General features: G+C 45.1%; 14 protein-coding genes. 4 read left to right on the top strand and 10 right to left on the bottom strand.

All coding sequences use genetic code 11. The annotated features are described in order from the left end of the window. Positions 1 to 57 precede the first annotated feature (57 nt). On the top strand, positions 58 to 1347 hold the full coding sequence (locus NI466_RS03445; RefSeq protein WP_253172730.1) for an OprD family outer membrane porin: 1290 nt from the start codon (positions 58 to 60) through the stop codon (positions 1345 to 1347). Positions 1348 to 1442: 95 nt separating this feature from the next. On the opposite strand, the gene ppa is transcribed toward NI466_RS03445, so the two are convergent. Both ppa and NI466_RS03455 read right to left on the bottom strand, forming a co-directional pair. Further along, positions 1443 to 1979, bottom strand: a complete 537-nt coding sequence (ppa, locus tag NI466_RS03450; RefSeq protein WP_004281037.1) for an inorganic diphosphatase — start codon at positions 1977 to 1979, stop codon at positions 1443 to 1445. Positions 1980 to 2096: 117 nt separating this feature from the next. Then, on the bottom strand, positions 2097 to 2495 hold the full coding sequence (locus NI466_RS03455; RefSeq protein ID WP_005108437.1) for an MAPEG family protein: 399 nt from the start codon (positions 2493 to 2495) through the stop codon (positions 2097 to 2099). A gap of 100 nt (positions 2496 to 2595) precedes the next feature. Between NI466_RS03455 and NI466_RS03460 the strand changes: the two genes are divergently transcribed. After that, the gene (locus NI466_RS03460; RefSeq protein ID WP_253172731.1) at positions 2596 to 2976 is read left to right on the top strand and encodes a hypothetical protein; all 381 of its coding nucleotides are present in this window, start codon (positions 2596 to 2598) and stop codon (positions 2974 to 2976) included. A gap of 51 nt (positions 2977 to 3027) precedes the next feature. Here NI466_RS03460 and NI466_RS03465 read toward each other — a convergent pair whose 3' ends face one another. From NI466_RS03465 to NI466_RS03490, 6 genes are all read right to left on the bottom strand, one after another. Then, positions 3028 to 4704: a long-chain-fatty-acid--CoA ligase gene (locus NI466_RS03465; RefSeq protein ID WP_005101517.1), complete on the bottom strand. Its 1677-nt coding sequence runs from the start codon at positions 4702 to 4704 to the stop codon at positions 3028 to 3030. 150 nt (positions 4705 to 4854) lie between these two features. Further along, positions 4855 to 7074 (bottom strand): DNA topoisomerase IV subunit A, encoded by a 2220-nt coding sequence (gene parC, locus NI466_RS03470; RefSeq protein WP_253172733.1) that lies wholly within the window; start codon positions 7072 to 7074, stop codon positions 4855 to 4857. Positions 7075 to 7239: 165 nt separating this feature from the next. Then, positions 7240 to 8559 carry a niacin transporter NiaP gene (gene niaP / locus NI466_RS03475; protein WP_004281032.1) on the bottom strand — a complete coding sequence of 440 codons (1320 nt, stop codon included), beginning with the start codon at positions 8557 to 8559 and terminating at the stop codon, positions 7240 to 7242. A 129-nt stretch (positions 8560 to 8688) separates the two neighbouring features. Continuing rightward, positions 8689 to 9333 carry a trimeric intracellular cation channel family protein gene (locus NI466_RS03480; RefSeq protein ID WP_004644893.1) on the bottom strand — a complete coding sequence of 215 codons (645 nt, stop codon included), beginning with the start codon at positions 9331 to 9333 and terminating at the stop codon, positions 8689 to 8691. Positions 9334 to 9394: 61 nt separating this feature from the next. Then, positions 9395 to 9859 carry a YchJ family protein gene (locus NI466_RS03485; protein ID WP_253172735.1) on the bottom strand — a complete coding sequence of 155 codons (465 nt, stop codon included), beginning with the start codon at positions 9857 to 9859 and terminating at the stop codon, positions 9395 to 9397. A 73-nt stretch (positions 9860 to 9932) separates the two neighbouring features. After that, on the bottom strand, positions 9933 to 11510 hold the full coding sequence (locus NI466_RS03490; protein WP_005094508.1) for a TerC family protein: 1578 nt from the start codon (positions 11508 to 11510) through the stop codon (positions 9933 to 9935). 332 nt (positions 11511 to 11842) lie between these two features. On the opposite strand from NI466_RS03490, the gene NI466_RS03495 reads away from it, so the two are divergent. Continuing rightward, on the top strand, positions 11843 to 12463 hold the full coding sequence (locus tag NI466_RS03495) for an LOG family protein (RefSeq protein WP_004281026.1): 621 nt from the start codon (positions 11843 to 11845) through the stop codon (positions 12461 to 12463). Positions 12464 to 12528: 65 nt separating this feature from the next. On the opposite strand, the gene NI466_RS03500 is transcribed toward NI466_RS03495, so the two are convergent. Next, positions 12529 to 13503 carry a hypothetical protein gene (locus NI466_RS03500; protein WP_085064596.1) on the bottom strand — a complete coding sequence of 325 codons (975 nt, stop codon included), beginning with the start codon at positions 13501 to 13503 and terminating at the stop codon, positions 12529 to 12531. Between the two features lie 153 nt (positions 13504 to 13656). Further along, entirely contained in the window at positions 13657 to 15468 is a 1812-nt protein-coding gene (locus NI466_RS03505; protein ID WP_435575018.1) for a choice-of-anchor I family protein, read from the bottom strand. A gap of 177 nt (positions 15469 to 15645) precedes the next feature. Between NI466_RS03505 and mdtD the strand changes: the two genes are divergently transcribed. Beyond that, positions 15646 to 17037, top strand: a complete 1392-nt coding sequence (mdtD, locus tag NI466_RS03510) for a multidrug transporter subunit MdtD (RefSeq protein ID WP_253172737.1) — start codon at positions 15646 to 15648, stop codon at positions 17035 to 17037. Positions 17038 to 17059 lie beyond the last annotated feature (22 nt).

Raw genomic sequence — 17059 nt, forward strand, 5'->3', positions numbered from 1 at the left:
CAATTCTTATACAATTCCTAAAAAATTCCGATCAATTTGTATAAGGCTCTCTTCCCAATGCAAAATTCAAAAAAATTAACATTAGCAGTTTTGATTCAGGCTGCTTTGGTTTCTACCGCTTTCGCTAGCGAGCAAAGCGAGTCGAAAGGTTTTGTAGAAGATGCTGAAGGTTCTGTACTTTTCCGGACTGGTTATTTAACTCGTGACTATAAAGGTACTAAGCCCGGTACTGATACAAGTTCTTTTGCTCAAACAGCAATTGTAAAATTAGACTCAGGCTTCACAAAAGGTACTGTAGGCTTTGGTGCAGGTATTATTGGTGATGCATCATTTAAATTGGGTGAAAACGGTCACACTGGTAATGGCATGATTCCTACCCACCCACAAAATAACGCTGATGGCACTAAAGATGCTTATGATCATTGGACTCGTGGCGGCGCATATGTGAAAGCTCGTGTATCAAATACGACTGCAACTTATGGTACTCAGGTTTTAGACCTACCTGTACTTGCAAGCAATACTGCGCGTTTAGTACCTGAATATTTCACAGGTGTGTTAGTTGAAAGTAATGAAATTGAGAACCTAAACTTAGTTGCTGGTAAATTCACCGAAAACCAGTATTCAAATCAAATCAATTCAGATGGTAACGAACTTGACCGTGCTGTAGTTTGGGGTGCGAAATACAAGTTTAATGATCAATTAAATTCTTCATACTATGGTGTTGATGTTAAAGATAAATTACAACGTCACTATGTTAATGCGAACTATAGCTATACCTTGGCTAATGACAGCACTTTAACTCATGACTTTAGTGGTTATCATACTGAGTTCGAAGCTGGTAGCTCATCAAATATTGAGACTTTGACTGAAGACAAACAAAACTCTATTTGGGCGATTTCTAGCACGTACAGCAAAGACGTACACAACGTAATGCTTGCTTATCAACAAAATACCGGCAGCTTAGGCTACGATTATGGTAACAATGCTGATGGTGCACAAAGTATTTACCTACCTAACTCTTATCTTTCAGATTTTATTGGTAAAGATGAAAAATCACTTGGTCTACAATATAACTATAGCTTTAAGAACCAAGGCTTGCCTGGTTTAAACTGGACTACAGCATTTGTCTATGGATGGGATATTGATGTTGTTGGTAAGGAGCAAGAAGGACAAGAACGTGAATTCTTTAACCAAGTAAAATACACAGTTCAATCTGGTTTTGCTAAAGATACTAGCTTACGTCTTCGTCACTCTTATTATCGTGCAAATGATAGCTACAAATCTATTTACATGAACGATACTAACGAATGGCGTATCTGGTTAGACATTCCTGTGAAATTATTCTAATTCACTCGGGTTTCAAGCCATAAAAAAACCTGCACATTGTGCAGGTTTTTTTATTGCAGGCTTTAAAAAGTTAAAACCTGGACAACAAAAAGCAATTATTTGTTTGCTTCTGCATAAGCAGCAATTGAGTCCAGTACTTCTTGCTTCGCAACATCAGCACCTTCCCAACCACTTAACTTAACCCATTTGCCTGGCTCAAGGTCTTTGTAATGCTGGAAGAAATGTTCGATCTGGCTGATCAACAATGGAGGAAGATCAGTATATTCCTGAACATCTTTGTAGATTGGGGTCAGTTTGTCATGTGGAACTGCAACCAGTTTCGCATCAACACCACCGTCATCTTCCATGTTCAATTTACCGACAGGACGGCAACGAATGACTGAACCTGGCTCTACTGGATGAGGCGTTACAACCAGTACGTCTAATGGGTCACCATCAAGCGATAGTGTGTTTGGTACATAACCGTAGTTTGCTGGGTAGAACATTGCTGTACCCATGAAACGGTCTACAAATAACGCATCAGAATCTTTATCGATTTCGTATTTGATTGGTGCTGCATTTGCAGGAATTTCGATGATCACATAGATATCGTTTGGCGCATCTTTACCCGCTGGGATATTGCTGTAGCTCATAGCATCACTCTTTAACAAGTTATATCTTTTAAAAAACCGCGACAATTATAACGGTTTTTAAAGATTTTTTTGGATTTTAAAATATCGAACTGTAAATATGTCCGCAGACCTGATGACTTAAACTAACTTGATGATCAGCAGCAATAAAGCTACCGGACATAACATCGAGAGCAACCATACGATAGAGCGTAAAGTCGCCCAGTTGGCTAAATAGCAGATTCCGTACAACACACGAAAAACCAGATAAGCTACACCAAAAGTCATCACTACACTTTGCGGCACCACCATATATTCCGCCATTAGAATAGCAGCAATAAAGAGTGGCAAACTTTCAAAGCTATTCTGCTGGGCAGCATTCGCGCGACTGGCCAAGCCTGAAGACTTTTCTAAAAATGCCCGTGGGTTCTGATTGTCTTTGCTGCTGAAGCCTGCTGATTTTTTTGCAATCAATGTAAACACATAAGGCAAAAGACAAGCGGCCAAAATGAGATAAATAACCCCACTAATGCTGTGCATCTGTTTTTTCTCATGAAAATTTTATCTCTATCATAGCATGGCATTTCGTGAATAAATTTTGTTAAATAGAGTGCTTTTTATTACTTGTTAAGGATTCACTATGGTCGCGCCTGATCAAAATGAAATGTTCGATGTCCTCGAGAAACAACGCCAGCATCAACGTCAAGTGGATCGCGTATTAAAAATTGTCCTGCCGATTGTGGCATTTCTGATGGCTGTCATTTGTGCCAATATGAATATCTGGTCGCCGATCTTCACCTTTGTCATTTTATGGATTGCCTTTTATTTCGTAGGTATCAAGCGTACACCACTCTGGCACTGGCTAGTCGCGATTCTGGTGTATTGCTTGGTCGATAACATTCTAAGTTATGGCAGCTTTAATCAAACCGGATTTACTCGCCAGTTTGGCACCATGTTTATCTTCTTGGGAGTAGTTGGTGTAGGTCGTCCTTATTTTGATCGCTGGTTAATGAAAAAATAAAAAGTCCAAATCAAAAAAAGCGCCTGACGGCGCTTTTTTTTCTTACAGGTATTAGGCTGTTTTACGTAAATCTTTACGCAGGATTTTACCTACGTTGGATTTTGGCAATTCATCCATAAACTCGACATAACGTGGACGTTTATAACCGGTCAGGTTTTCTTTAGCGAATGCTAAAACTTCTTCTGTGGTTAAAGACGGATCTTTTTTCACAACAAACAGTTTTGGCACTTCACCTGATTTTTCATCTGGCACACCAATCGCAGCCACTTCCAGTACTTTTGGATGAGTTGCTACAACCTCTTCAATCTCAGATGGATAGACGTTAAAACCAGACACTAGAATCATGTCTTTCTTACGATCTACAATTTTCACATAACCACGTGAATCCATAACACCGATATCACCGGTACGGAAGAAGCCATTCACCATGACCTTTTCAGTTTCATCTGGACGGTTCCAGTAGCCTTTCATGACCTGAGGACCACGGATTGAAATTTCACCTTGCTCACCCAGTGGAACTTCATTGCCTTCATCATCCAGAATAGCCACTTCAGTTAATGGCAATGGAATGCCAATAGTGCCACTGAATTCTTCAGATGCAGGTGGATTTGCTGTTGCCACCGGAGAAGTTTCAGACAAGCCATAACCTTCAACGATATTGGTTCCAGTGACTTTCTTCCATGCTGCTGCAGTAGAAGGAAGTACGGCCATACCGCCACCCATCGCCATTTTCAATTTGCTATGATCAAGTTGCTTAAACTCTTCATTGTTTACCAGCGCATTGAACAATGTGTTCACTGCCGGGAAGAAAGTCGGTTGATATTTACGTAGCTCTTTCATTACCGCAGGTAAATCACGCGGGTTTGGAATCAGAACGTTGGCCTGACCTTTGTACATACCGTAAAGTGCACAAACCATGAAAGCAAAGATATGATAAAGCGGCAAAGCACAGAAAATACGGTCATCTGGCTGGCCATCTTGCGCACCAAATTTACTCTGGAAGATACCGTCACACTGCAACATGTTCGCAACCAGATTACGATGCGTCAGTTCAGCACCTTTAGATACACCCGTGGTACCACCTGTGTACTGAAGAACTGCAGTATCACTAAGGGTCAATTCAGGGCGTTTATAGTTACTTGGATTAACTTTAGACAAGGCCGCATTAAATCTCACATGGCCTGGAATATCCCAAGCTGGAATTTGCTTGCGCACAGAACGCAGTACAAAGTTTACCAATGTTCCTTTCAAGGCACCCAGCATGTCACCGACAGAAGCCACTACAACATGCTTCACCGGTGTTTTACCAATAATCGCTTGATAAACAGATGCAAAGTTCTCAATAATCACCAGTACTTCAGCGCCTGAGTCATTCAATTGATGCTCAAGTTCGCGCGATGTGTAGAGTGGATTCACGTTGACCAGTACCAAACCTGCGCGGAACACCCCAAGTGCCACAACCGGATACTGAAGAACGTTTGGCATCATCACTGCCACACGTGAACCTTTTGCCAACCCCAAGCTTTGTAGATAAGTTGCAAACTTACGGCTCGCCTCTTCCAGTTCATTGAAAGTCATTGCCTTATCCATAAAGATAAAGGCATCACGCGAGCCGAATTTTTGGAAATTACGCTCAAAAACATCTACTAGAGAAGTATTTTCTGCTGGTAATTCTACTGTTTCTGGAATCCCTGTTTTTTGGTATTCAGCAAACCAAATTTTTTCCATAATGGCCATCTCTCCAATCATAATCCTTAGTATTTCAACTGTTTTTTTCAATATCACACGCCATTTTTAGACTTGTATATGTGTAATATTGCATCCATCTTGTTGAATCGTTGTTCATATATAACGTATTTCGCAGGATGGATGCTAGTCTTATCTTTGAATCAACAGTTTATTTGCTTTTTGATATCCGCGTGGTAAAAGCTGTCCTTTTGCACCGCGCTTACCGATATATTTGCGCAAATCATCCCCTTTTAATTTTAACTGCTGTTGTCCTGCAAGCACTTGAATTATTTCATCAAGCTTCAATATTGTCATGGACAAAATTTGATCACTATCTTCAAGTTGTATCAATTTATTTCCTTTACCTTTGTTCAATACAGGTAATTCTGCTAAATCGACAATCAACAGGCGTCCTGCTGAACTGAGCAGTGCAACATGCGTGGCATCATCGAGTGGCTGCAGGTTCATGACCTCTGCCCCTTCAGATAAATTCAGGAAAGCTTTCCCCGCTTTGGCACTGGTATCCAGCTGCTTGGCCTGGGTTTTAAAGCCATAGCCTTTGTTGCTTGCTGCTAGAATTTCAGTTTCATCCTCTGCCACCAGAACCTGTTTAAAACCGACCCCGCTGCCTGGAGACAGTTTTGAACTGAGCGGTTCGCCGAGACCACGCGCAGATGGTAGCGTATTGATGGCCAAGGCATAGCTACGGCCAGTGTCATCTAATACATAAAGGCGTTGATTGGATTTGCCCTGTGCATGACTCAAATACTGATCACCAGCACGGAAATTCAGATTTTCTGCATCAACTTCATGGCCTTTGGCACAGCGAATCCAGCCAGCTTCTGATAACACCACCGTCACCGGATCGGCCGGCAACATTTCAGTTTCATTGATTGCAGCAGCTTCGGCACGTTGTACGATTGGCGAACGGCGATCATCGCCAAATTTCTTGGCATCGTCTTTCAGCTCAGAAATGATCAGGCTTTTTAAAGATTCCGGATTGGCCAATTGTTCACGAATTACTGCCGCTTTCGCTTCCAGTTCTTCCTGTTCACGGCGCATTTCCATTTCTTCAAGCTTAGCCAAATGACGCAATTTCAGTTCCAGAATCGCTTCGGCCTGAATCTCGTCAATGTTAAAACGCTGCATCAAAACTGGTTTTGGCTGATCTTCTTCACGAATAATCTGAATCACTTCGTCAATATTCAGATAAGCAATGATCAGACCGCCGAGAATATGTAGGCGTTTTTCGATCTTGTTCAGATGATATTGCAGACGGCGTGTTACCGTAGTTTTACGGATTTCAATCCATTCTAGTAAAATACGACGAATCGATTTCACCTGTGGACGGCCATCCGCACCAATCATGTTCATGTTGACGCGGTAGCTGGATTCCAGATCGGTGGTGGCAAACAAGTGACTCATCACCGATTCGGCATCAATACGATTCGAACGCAATACAATCACTAAACGGGTTGGATTGGCATGATCCGATTCATCCCGTACATCGCTGACCAAAGGCAGTTTTTTGGCCTGCATCTGATCGGCAATCTGGGTGATGATTTTGGAGCCTGACACCTGATATGGCAGTTCCGTAATGATGATTTCGTTTTTATCGACGCTATAGACCGCACGCATGCGGTAGCTGCCACGACCTGTGGTCTGAATTTTTAACAGTTCAGCAGGCGGGGTGATAATTTCAGCTTTGGTCGGCAAGTCTGGCGCAGGAATATATTCTGCGATTTTTTCATCGGTCAGGTTCGGATTACGAATTAGCGCAATCGTCCCTTTGACCACTTCACGCAGGTTATGCGGTGGAATGTCTGTGGCCATACCGACAGCAATACCAGTGGTGCCATTCAGCAAGATGTTCGGTACACGGGCTGGCAAATTCACCGGTTCTTTCATCGAACCATCAAAGTTGTCCTGCCATTCACAGGTGCCCTGACCCAGTTCAGACAGCAACAGTTCGCTGTACTGGGAAAGCTTGGCTTCGGTATAACGCATCGCCGCGAAAGACTTCGGATCATCCGGTGAACCCCAGTTACCCTGCCCCTCAATAAACGGGTAACGATAACTAAAGGGCTGTGCCATCAGCACCATGGCTTCATAGCAGGCCGAGTCACCATGCGGATGGTATTTACCGAGTACGTCACCGACAGTACGTGCGGATTTCTTTGGTTTGCTGGTCCATTTCAGTCCCAGCTCACTCATGGCATAAACAATCCGGCGCTGTACCGGTTTCAGGCCATCGCTAATATGAGGGAGTGCCCGATCCATAATCACGTACATGGCGTAATTCAGATAAGCTTGTTCGGTAAATTCTGCTACGGAGCGGTTTTCTGTCGCATGATGCGCAAGGCTTGTCATAACAACCTATAGTCCTAAATAATTCGTTTTTGTATCAATGTTTCTTATGCTAAGTCGTGGCTGTAGATGACACAAGGGCATCAAATCGTTCAGCGCGACAATTTGTGTCTTATGGCCTAAAAATATCCACTTTATAGGCCATAAGCAACTAAAAATTCATTCCCTTTATAAGCCCATCGATTCCAGGGTCTTGCCTTTGGTTTCTTCACCCAAGACCAGAATCACAATCGCGACAGCGACCAAAACTGCCGTAAACATGGTGAAGACATAGCTGAAACCGTTTGGCATGCCCATCAGATGGGTTACTGCAAAAGGTGCCGCGATACCGCCAATCCGGCCTACTGCACCAGCCCAGCCTGAACCAAAGGCACGGATATTGGTCGGATATTGTTCCGGGGTATAAGTGTAGAGCACGCCCCAGGCACCCAGATTAAAGAAGGACATCAGACAGCCCCAAATCACGATTTCAGTAACACTACCCGACTGGCCAAAGAAATAGGCCGAGATCGCGCACATACCGATAAAGCCGGCCAGAGTCGGCTTACGACCCAGCTTTTCGACCAGCCATGCCGCCACCAGATAACCGGGCAACTGCGCCAGAATCATAATCAGCACATATTCAAATGACTGGACAATGCTATAACCTTCTTTGACCAGTAAACTTGGTAACCAGGTAAAAATGCCATAATAAGAGAAAATAATACCGAACCAGATCAGCCATAGCATAAGCGTACGGCGTGCAAAAATACCCGACCATAACTGTGAAAATGAAATATTCTGCTTCTCTGCAACGGGTTTCACTTCAAAAATTTCATAGACTTGAACGCCACATTGACGCTCAATCTTTTTGACCAGTGCCGAAGCTTCCTCTATACGACCACGGTTAATCAGGAATGGAATAGATTCCGGTACCATTTTCCAGATTACAATGGCATACAGCGCAGGCAGGCCACCAATCATGAAAGCAGTTTGCCAACCAAAATCAGGAATAACAAAGCGCGATACCAGCGCCGCAACCAGCCAGCCTAGCCCCCAAAAACTTTCCAGCAAGACAATAAAACGGCCACGCACATGTGCAGGAATATATTCACTGACCAGCGTTACGGCCACGGGTAACTGACCACCCAAGCCTAAACCGACAATAAAACGGAATACTAGTAGCCAAGTCAGATTCGGTGCAAAAGCGCAGGCTGCCGTGGCCAAGCTATAAATGACCAGAGTCGCAGCAAAGACTGTTTTACGGCCAAAACGGTCTGCCAGGCCACCTGAACAAATCGCCCCGATCGCCATGCCGACAAAACCGATCGACACTACCCAGCTTTTTTGATCGGCAGTCATCTGCCAGTCTTCAGCCATTTTGGCCAGGATAAAGGAAATCAATCCGGTATCCATCGCATCAAACATCCAGCCCAGTCCAATCACCACCAGCAAGGTGTAGTGAAACCTACCAATCGGTAAGCGTTGTATGCGAGAAACTAAATCCATAACAAAAATCTCTGATCAGGTGGAACGGGAGATGCTGCTTTCTCAACAGGTGGGCTGCTTTATATTTTTTATACTACGAATTGAGTTGAATGCGGCTATTTTTATTGCCGCACTTCATACATTTAAAAATTAAGATTCATCTTTGGAAGATGCCGAGTGCTCATCATCATCTTTATAAATGAATTTTGGCATTTCCAGACCAAAATAGATGGCGATCAGACGTAAGCTAAAACCAAAAATCAGGGTAGACAAAATGGTCAGATCCTGCGACAAGCCGTAGTGGCTACAGAGCCAGTAAAAGATCACTGAAACAAAGGCAATACTGGCATACAGTTCACGGCGGAACACCAGCGGCACGTCATTACATAAAATGTCACGCAAAATCCCGCCAGACACTCCGGTCAAAACACCCGCGACGGCGCTGACCACAAAACCATGCCCCATTTCCAGGGCAATCTGGCAGCCAATAATGGTAAAGCCAATCAGGCCCAAGGCATCCAGCACCAGGAAGACATTACGTAACTGTCGCATCCATTTGGCAATCAGGATAGTGACGAAGGCTGCGCAACAGGTCAGCACCAGATATTCGGGATGTTTGACCCAGGTCAGGGGATAATGTCCGAGCAGAACATCGCGGACCGAACCACCACCCAGTGCAGTAACACAGGCAATAATCATCACGCCAAACCAGTCCATGCTGCGCCGGCCAGCGGACAGTGCTCCGGTCATGGCTTCAGCGGTAATTGCAATAATATAGATGACGGTCAGTAACATCGCCCTGCTTCCACCTGAGGCTTTGAGATGGCGGCTATTCTAAGCTAAATCTGTGTGAAAGTTATAAGAATCCGGCACAACATTGCTTAAATTTTTTCCCCGAGCCACAAATGCAGGCCTGTTTCATGGTGATGGTCTGGTCTGTCGTCGGATCCAGAAAATACCAGCGACCTTCAAACTTCACAAAATGCGAAGCTTCATGATGCACCTGTGCCTGCTTGCCATCATGATAATGTGCCTTAAACTCGACTAAGGCATGATTTTTATCTAATTTTTCATTGACTTGAACAATTTCAAGCTTTAACCATTGATTGGCTTTACTCCATTCACTAATTGCCTGCAGGTCCAGCGCTTGTTGCTGACCCAGCGCAGTCGTGGTTTTGATGTAATCGATTTCATGCTTGGCAAAGGCACTATAACGGGAACGCATGAGTTGCTGTGCAGTCTCTGCGGCCCGTTGCCCTACATGCAGTGGCTGACAACAACTGTGATATTCGCCTTGTCCACATGGACATGCTTCTGACATTTCAGTTCCATAAAAATAGCCCGACAATGCGGGCTATTTTAGCAAACTTTACAGGCCAAACATTGGCTAGAATCTAGTCCTGTGCAGGAAGCTGCGGAATGATATGCACTTTATCGATCTTATGACCGTCCATCGTCACGACCTCAAAGATATGCCCATCTGCTTCAAACTTTTCACCGCTATGTGGTAAACGTGCCATATGGAACAATACATAACCAGATAAAGTCGAATATTCTTCAGTTTCATTGACCAGATCACGATCCAGCAGCAAGGAAACGTGACGAATATCGGTGGAACCGTCCAGAATCAGGCTGCCATCATCCAGACTTTCTGCTGCCACTTGCAGCTCATCTTCATCTGGAAATTCACCGGCAATTGCTTCAAGAATATCAATTGGGGTGGCAATCCCTTCAATTGAGCCATATTCATTCAGCACAATTGCCATCTGTAAGGGCGCTTGACGCAATTGATCCATCACCATCAGTACCTGAGCATTTTCATGCACGATGACTGGCTCACGTAAATGCTTTTCAAAGTCCAGCACCCCAGTTTCAATATATTCATTCAGGACTTTATGGGTCAGCACCACACCGGCAATATTGTCCAGTTCGCCGCGAGCGATGATCAGACGCGAGTGGCTCATCTGCAACAATTGTGCTTTGATGCTGTCGGCATCATTGTCCAGATCGATCCATTCCAGTTCGGGACGCGGCGTCATCACCGACTTGACCGGACGTTCAGACAGACCCAGTACCCCCTGTACCATGACACTATGATAGATGCCATTGTCATCATTAAAGACTTCATCGGCAAAGGCACGGGTTGCCAGAACATCTTCCGGTTCAGAAGAATCATTGTCCTGAGCAGGTTTACCACCCAGCATCCGCATCACTGCTGAAGCAGTACGGTAGCGCATATCCGTAGTAGTCACCATTTTTTCCTGATTGCGTTTCATGGTCTGGTTAATAAATTCGACAATCACCGAGAAACCAATCGCAGCATACAGATAGCCTTTCGGAATATGGAAACCGAAGCCTTCGACCACCAGCGAGAAACCGATCATCATCAGGAAGCCCAGACACAGAATCACTACGGTCGGATGCCTGTTGACGAAATCCATCAGGGCTTTGGATGCCCAGAGCATAATCCCGATGGCAATAATCACGGCAATCATCATGACTGACAGGTCTTTGACCATGCCAACCGCAGTAATCACACTGTCCAATGAGAAAACGGCATCCAGCACCACGATCTGGACAATCACCATCCAGAATACTGCATGGACCGGATTTTCTTCTTTGATGACCGGTTTGGCTTCCAGACGCTCATGCAGTTCCATGGTGCCTTTAAACAGCAGGAACACCCCACCAAACAATAGAATCAGATCTCGACCTGAGAAAGCATGATCAAAAATATGGAACAGTGGATCAGTCAGAGTGACCACCCAGGCAATCGAGGCCAGCAAGATCAAACGCATCACCAGGGCCAGCATTAAGCCCACAATCCGCGCGGCATTACGTTGTTCTGGTGGCAGTTTCTCCGCCAAAATGGCAATAAAAACCAGATTGTCGATCCCGAGTACAATCTCAAGAACAATTAACGTGAGTAAACCGACCCAGGCTGAAGGGTCCGACATCCATTCAAAGATCATACGCTTGGCTCCTGAAGCTCAGGACTGCAGCATGGAATCACCTGACGCTGTGACACAGCAAAACAGAATTTTTTATATTGAATAAGATCAATTATTTGGCGTAGATTTATAAAGTTAAACGGCCAACTACCACTACCCATCGTCGTTCTATTGTTGTGAAACCAATTTTCAGTATATCAAGATCAATTTGAAATTCACCTATTTTCATAGCTGTTTATCGATGAATTTTGCTGAGCCCTATTGCAGTGAAAATGTAGCCGCACACAGAATTGTCATATTTATTAATTAAGCTATAGTCACAAGAAAGAAAAATGATAAGGTGAAGAAAATAAATGCAAAGCGTAATTCAAATGACAGATTATTTTAAAGAAAACTCCCCAAAAACAACACGCCCTCTAGTGGCTCTCTATTGTGGTTCACGTGCAGGCAACAAACCGGTTTATTTAGAAAAAGCCATTCATCTCTCGCAAGGACTGGCAGAACATGGTTTCGGGCTGGTTTACGGTGGCGCCAGTATTGGCTTGATGGGACAGGTCGCGGATGCCATGATCCAGCATGGCGGTGAAGCTGTAGGGGTGATTCCTGAATTTATGCTGGATTATGAAATTGCCCATAACCAGCTCACGGAATTACATGTGGTGACCAGCATGCATCAACGTAAGGCTATGATGGCTGAGCGGGCCTGTGCCTTTGTGGCACTACCGGGTGGACTGGGCACGTTTGAGGAAATTCTGGAAATTGCCACCTGGGGGCAGCTGAATCAGCACCAGAAACCGATGATGCTCTATAACGTCAATGGTTTCTATGATGCCTTGATTGCGCAGCTGGACCGTGCAGTTGAAGATGGTTTTTTACCGCCACAGCATCGCGCCAAACTGATCATTTGCGAACACGAAGAAGAAATTTATACAACTTTAACCAATTTAGGCCATCCGCAAAGATTCGTAGTCTAAACTTCTCAAGCAAGAAAAAAGCGAGCCAGATGCTCGCTTTTTTCTTGGATTTTTAATATCAGGACTTATTGACCATAATTCGTCACAAAGTCATAAAACATCGGCAAAGTTGTTGCCAGAATGACCGACATGGCCAGACCGAACATCAGTTTCATGGCATCTGCGCTGACATTGCGTGACGTACGATGTTTGTTGACTTCATCCAGAATCATCGACATGGCAAATTCACGACCTGCGAGTAAGCCCAGGAATACCCAGGTGGTACTCATTGGAATGTTGCTCCACTCTTTAAAAACTAACAGGATAATGGCATACATGAAGTCGATAATCGTTGCAGCACGAATGTCGGTCACACCGGTTTTGGTGTCGACAATGTTCTGGATCGCCCCGCCACGTTGATACAGAATCACACCCAGCAAGACCACGAATACCGTAATCGCAAACATCAGGAATTCAAACGGCACCTGACGTGGCACATACACGAAGATGTTAGCCAGATCCTGAATCAGCCATTGACTCCACAGGAAACCGGTAGAAACCCACTGCAAGCCCATCCAGACCTTGGAGTGCTCCTGATGACGTGTCTTGGCAAAATGCCGTGCCAGCTGCTTGACCACAAAACGATAGATGACAATCGCTACAATAAAGGCGACGGCATAGCCCATCATCGATTTGACCATCATCGAGCCTAAGCTGGCGGGAGAGAAAATCGTAAGCACCAGGAAAGTGGTACTGACTGGAATCCCGTATTTGGTCAGCATCAACAGCAGAATTGGCGGCACAATGTACAGCCAGGTAATGCCACCTTCAGGGAAAGGAATCGTTTCTAAACGACCGTATGAGGCATCACCCACCCCAGATGCATACCAACCATAGACCAATACGACAATTAAAATTGAGCTGATATAAATCCACAATACCCACCATGGGCGATGTGAATTCGAAGAAATAAATGTCCCTAAGGTTTGAGGTACATCATTTCCGACAATAGAGTAAGCGGCCAAACAGAAGCCGATCACCATCAAAATCTCGATTGTCATAAAAACAAACCTATACGCGAGGAGATTTCAGCAGTGCTGAAAAGTTGGCCCAAGATTATGACGGTTTTATTTCATTTTAATGACAAGACTGTCATATATATGGTCACCTTACAAAAGAGAGCACCGAAGTGCCCTGAATTTAAAAGCTTTTGACTACTTGAGATTTACTTGATAAATCGTGGTACTGCCACTGACTTCATGGCCGACCACCAGGAGGGGTTTCTTATTCGGGGAGTCTTTGGCGGGGATAAATACCAAACCTTCCGGTCCTAAATCACCGGCTTGTCCCATTTCAATCTGCGCTGTAGTCGCTTTAAAATCACGTGAATTGATATATTGCACAAAGACTGGTGATGCAGGTGTAGACACATCATATACCATGATGCCACCGACACGCTCCAGCCCAATAAAGGCAAAGGTTTTTTGACCAATCTGCCCCAAGGTCACCCCTTCAGGTTCCGGCCCTTTATTGTCACTGCGATTATCCAGTCCGGCTTCTTCATGATTAAAGTTGAAAATCTCAGGATGATGTTTGGCAATATACTGCTCAAACTGACCGCCCGAATCCCATACCAGTTCTAAACCGGTCTGCTGATCATTTTCCACCCAGATACTGACCGAGCGTGTACCAAAGCTATATAAATGATCATAGACCAGATTGCCCCGTTCATTCAGTTTGGCTGTACCATCGGCATTTTTTTGATAGCCTTCGGTCCACGTAATATTTAAACGGCCCAGCAGATGATCTTCCCGGCAGTCTTTGGCATCCCCTGCAATAGCACCGCAGTAGGCAAAGTTAATCGGATTGAGTTCTGCACCTTTGGCCAATGCCCGAAGATGGGCTGGCAAATCATCACCCAGACGGCGGTCAAAACCTTTGGCATGGACCAAGTGTTTCACCCGCCATTCTTCTACAAAGCCTTGGCTGGTATCGTTATTGAAATATGCAGGATTGTTTTCACCCCAGGCACGGGCATCGCCTTCATTGGCAGACACAATATAGGTTTTGCCCGCGACCTCGAAACTTGCAATCGCATCTGGCATATATAAGCCACGGACATTCGCCCAAGTTTGAATATTGATTTTGCCTTTACCGTCGACACCATCCGCATCGCTGATATCCATGCCATGACCCTTCATGCCATGATCTTTGAAGCCAAATGGATAAACAGCGAGTACCTTGGCAGAAGCCACATCAATTTTGGCCAAGGCATTGTTTTCCTGTAAGGCAACCCAGGCGGTTTTTCCATCTTTTGAAACAGTGATGTACTCAGGTTCAAAATCCTGCGCTGCGCTGGCCTTTGGTCCGAAAATGCGGATGCCCTGTTCACGCAATGCTGCTTCCCGTCCGTTAAAGGCTTTAAAGTCTGCTGTACGAACGATCGGGGCTTTTAAATTGGCCAGATTAATGACAGACACCGCCCCTTCAGGGTCAACCTGATAATCATCAGAAGGCTCGCCTTCATTGGCCACCAGCAAAGTTTGACCATCCGGTGTGAAAGTCAGCATGTCCGGCAAGGCACCCACCTGTACGTGGGCCAACTTGCTCAGGTCTTTGGCCTGATATAAAGCAATATAGCCCGGGTCAGTTTTCACAGCAGCCTGAATCGCAATGGCGACAATGCCATTGTGTACCGCGACACTGTTGACCTCAGCCTCTGGCGCAATATCATCTACCTTGATAGAAGTTATTTTTTTCGGCTGATCAGGTTGACTTAAATCCAGCACATCCAATACGCCTTCTTTGGCATTGACCACGAATAGGCGTTGACTCTCGGCATCAAAGGCCGGAATTTCTGCAGCACTTTGCGCAAACACACCCGATTCATAAGCGGCTAATTTGCTTAACTCGATCGAGTTCGGTGTAGCCTCGACGATTGGAACCGGTGTTTCATTTTCATTCTCACTCCCACATGCCACCATCCCCACAGCCAGCATGGCCACTATCAATGATTTTAATTTCATTTTTTTGTTGATCTATCATGAAGAATTCGTGACCAATTTATAACCAGAGCATTGCAGTGCCATGACAGATCGGTTGCAGTTCCTTGACACAACACCGCATAAAAGTTGAAACGCTTTATATACGACAGACTCGGCTGATTCCTTTAAACTATTCAAAATTTTCAGTTTTCCAGAATTATGAATGCCACGCCTACGCATCAAGCCTTAGATCCTGAGTTCAGACTGCTGGTCTTGTTGGTCTCGATTGGCTTTTTTATGCAGGGGCTGGATACCACCATTATTAATACGGCCCTACCTGCAATTGCCCAAAATTTGCAGGAAGATCCGCTACGCATGCACAGTGTGGTCGTGGCGTATGTGCTGTCTGTAGCGGCCTGCATTCCCTTAAGTGGCTGGCTGGCAGACCGGTTCGGGGTCAGAAATACCTATTTTGCTGCAATTATTATTTTCTCTTTGGCCTCTTTGGGCTGTGCCTGGTCAAGTAACCTGAATGAATTATTGGTGTACCGGATCTTTCAAGGGATAGGGGGTGCATTATTGCTGCCAGTCGGCCGTTTGGCGATGCTAAAGATCATTCCCCGTACCCAGTTTCTGGCCGCCATGAGCCTGATGAGTCTGGCCGGTCTGATTGGTCCATTGATTGGCCCGACCCTGGGTGGTTGGATGGTAGAATACCTGTCCTGGCACTGGATTTTCCTGATCAATTTACCGATTGGCTTACTGGGCGCGCTGATTACCTTTAAGGCCATGCCGAATGTACTTGAACCTACAGTCGCCCGCTTTGATTATTGGGGCTTTATCTTGCTGGTCGTGGCCATGGTGGGCCTCTGTCTGGGAATTGAAAATTTTGCCAGTCCACAAAACTCGCTGTGGTGGAGCCTGAGCCTAATTTTGGTCGGTTTATTGGCCACCCTGATTTATGCCTATCATTCGCATACGCATAGCAATGCCCTGTTTCGCAGCCGGCTGTTTAAAAATAAAATTTATGCGATTGGTATTTTGGGTAATTTCTTTGCCCGTCTCGGTGGCAACTCGATTCCATTTTTGCTCCCCCTCATGTTGCAAGTCGCATTCGGTTTTGAACCTTTTATTACCGGTTTATTGATGATTCCGACTGTGCTTGGTTCGCTGGCCTCCAAACCGATTATCCGCAACATCATTCAGCGTTTTGGCTACCGTCGGGTCTTGCTGGTCAATACCTTACTGGTAGGTCTATGTATTGCCAGTTTTGCCCTGACCACGGCGGAAACCCCAATCTGGCTCCGTGCGATTCATTTCTTTATCTTCGGCATTTTAAATTCACTGCAATTCGTGTCGATGAATACCCTGACCTTAAAGGACTTAAGCCAGCAGGATGCCAGTAGCGGCAACAGTTTCCTGTCGATGATCATGATGCTGTCAATGAGTATCGGGGTGGCACTGGCAGGAACACTGGTGAACATGCTGAGTGCCTATTACGGCGCTGACAATCTGGTGGCTGCTTTTCATGTATCACTGATCTGTTTAGGCTGCATCAATATTATTGCGGCCTATATTTTCTGGCATATTCCTAAAAATACCCCGGTTTGATGCGCTATATTCACTTTGGGCT

Origin of the sequence: Acinetobacter lwoffii (genome assembly GCF_024129595.1) — a bacterium.
In the GTDB taxonomy this organism is placed as follows: domain Bacteria; phylum Pseudomonadota; class Gammaproteobacteria; order Pseudomonadales; family Moraxellaceae; genus Acinetobacter; species Acinetobacter lwoffii_O.

What these genes read in the sequence shown, in the direction of transcription:
- NI466_RS03445 (WP_253172730.1), top strand. Translation starts at nt 58, where the DNA reads ATGCAAAATTCAAAAAAATTAACATTAGCAGTTTTGATTCAGGCTGCT.
- ppa (WP_004281037.1), bottom strand. Translation starts at nt 1,979, where the DNA reads ATGAGCTACAGCAATATCCCAGCGGGTAAAGATGCGCCAAACGATATC.
- NI466_RS03455 (WP_005108437.1), bottom strand. Translation starts at nt 2,495, where the DNA reads ATGCACAGCATTAGTGGGGTTATTTATCTCATTTTGGCCGCTTGTCTT.
- NI466_RS03460 (WP_253172731.1), top strand. Translation starts at nt 2,596, where the DNA reads ATGGTCGCGCCTGATCAAAATGAAATGTTCGATGTCCTCGAGAAACAA.
- NI466_RS03465 (WP_005101517.1), bottom strand. Translation starts at nt 4,704, where the DNA reads ATGGAAAAAATTTGGTTTGCTGAATACCAAAAAACAGGGATTCCAGAA.
- parC (WP_253172733.1), bottom strand. Translation starts at nt 7,074, where the DNA reads ATGACAAGCCTTGCGCATCATGCGACAGAAAACCGCTCCGTAGCAGAA.
- niaP (WP_004281032.1), bottom strand. Translation starts at nt 8,559, where the DNA reads ATGGATTTAGTTTCTCGCATACAACGCTTACCGATTGGTAGGTTTCAC.
- NI466_RS03480 (WP_004644893.1), bottom strand. Translation starts at nt 9,333, where the DNA reads ATGTTACTGACCGTCATCTATATTATTGCAATTACCGCTGAAGCCATG.
- NI466_RS03485 (WP_253172735.1), bottom strand. Translation starts at nt 9,859, where the DNA reads ATGTCAGAAGCATGTCCATGTGGACAAGGCGAATATCACAGTTGTTGT.
- NI466_RS03490 (WP_005094508.1), bottom strand. Translation starts at nt 11,510, where the DNA reads ATGATCTTTGAATGGATGTCGGACCCTTCAGCCTGGGTCGGTTTACTC.
- NI466_RS03495 (WP_004281026.1), top strand. Translation starts at nt 11,843, where the DNA reads ATGCAAAGCGTAATTCAAATGACAGATTATTTTAAAGAAAACTCCCCA.
- NI466_RS03500 (WP_085064596.1), bottom strand. Translation starts at nt 13,503, where the DNA reads ATGACAATCGAGATTTTGATGGTGATCGGCTTCTGTTTGGCCGCTTAC.
- NI466_RS03505 (WP_435575018.1), bottom strand. Translation starts at nt 15,468, where the DNA reads ATGAAATTAAAATCATTGATAGTGGCCATGCTGGCTGTGGGGATGGTG.
- mdtD (WP_253172737.1), top strand. Translation starts at nt 15,646, where the DNA reads ATGAATGCCACGCCTACGCATCAAGCCTTAGATCCTGAGTTCAGACTG.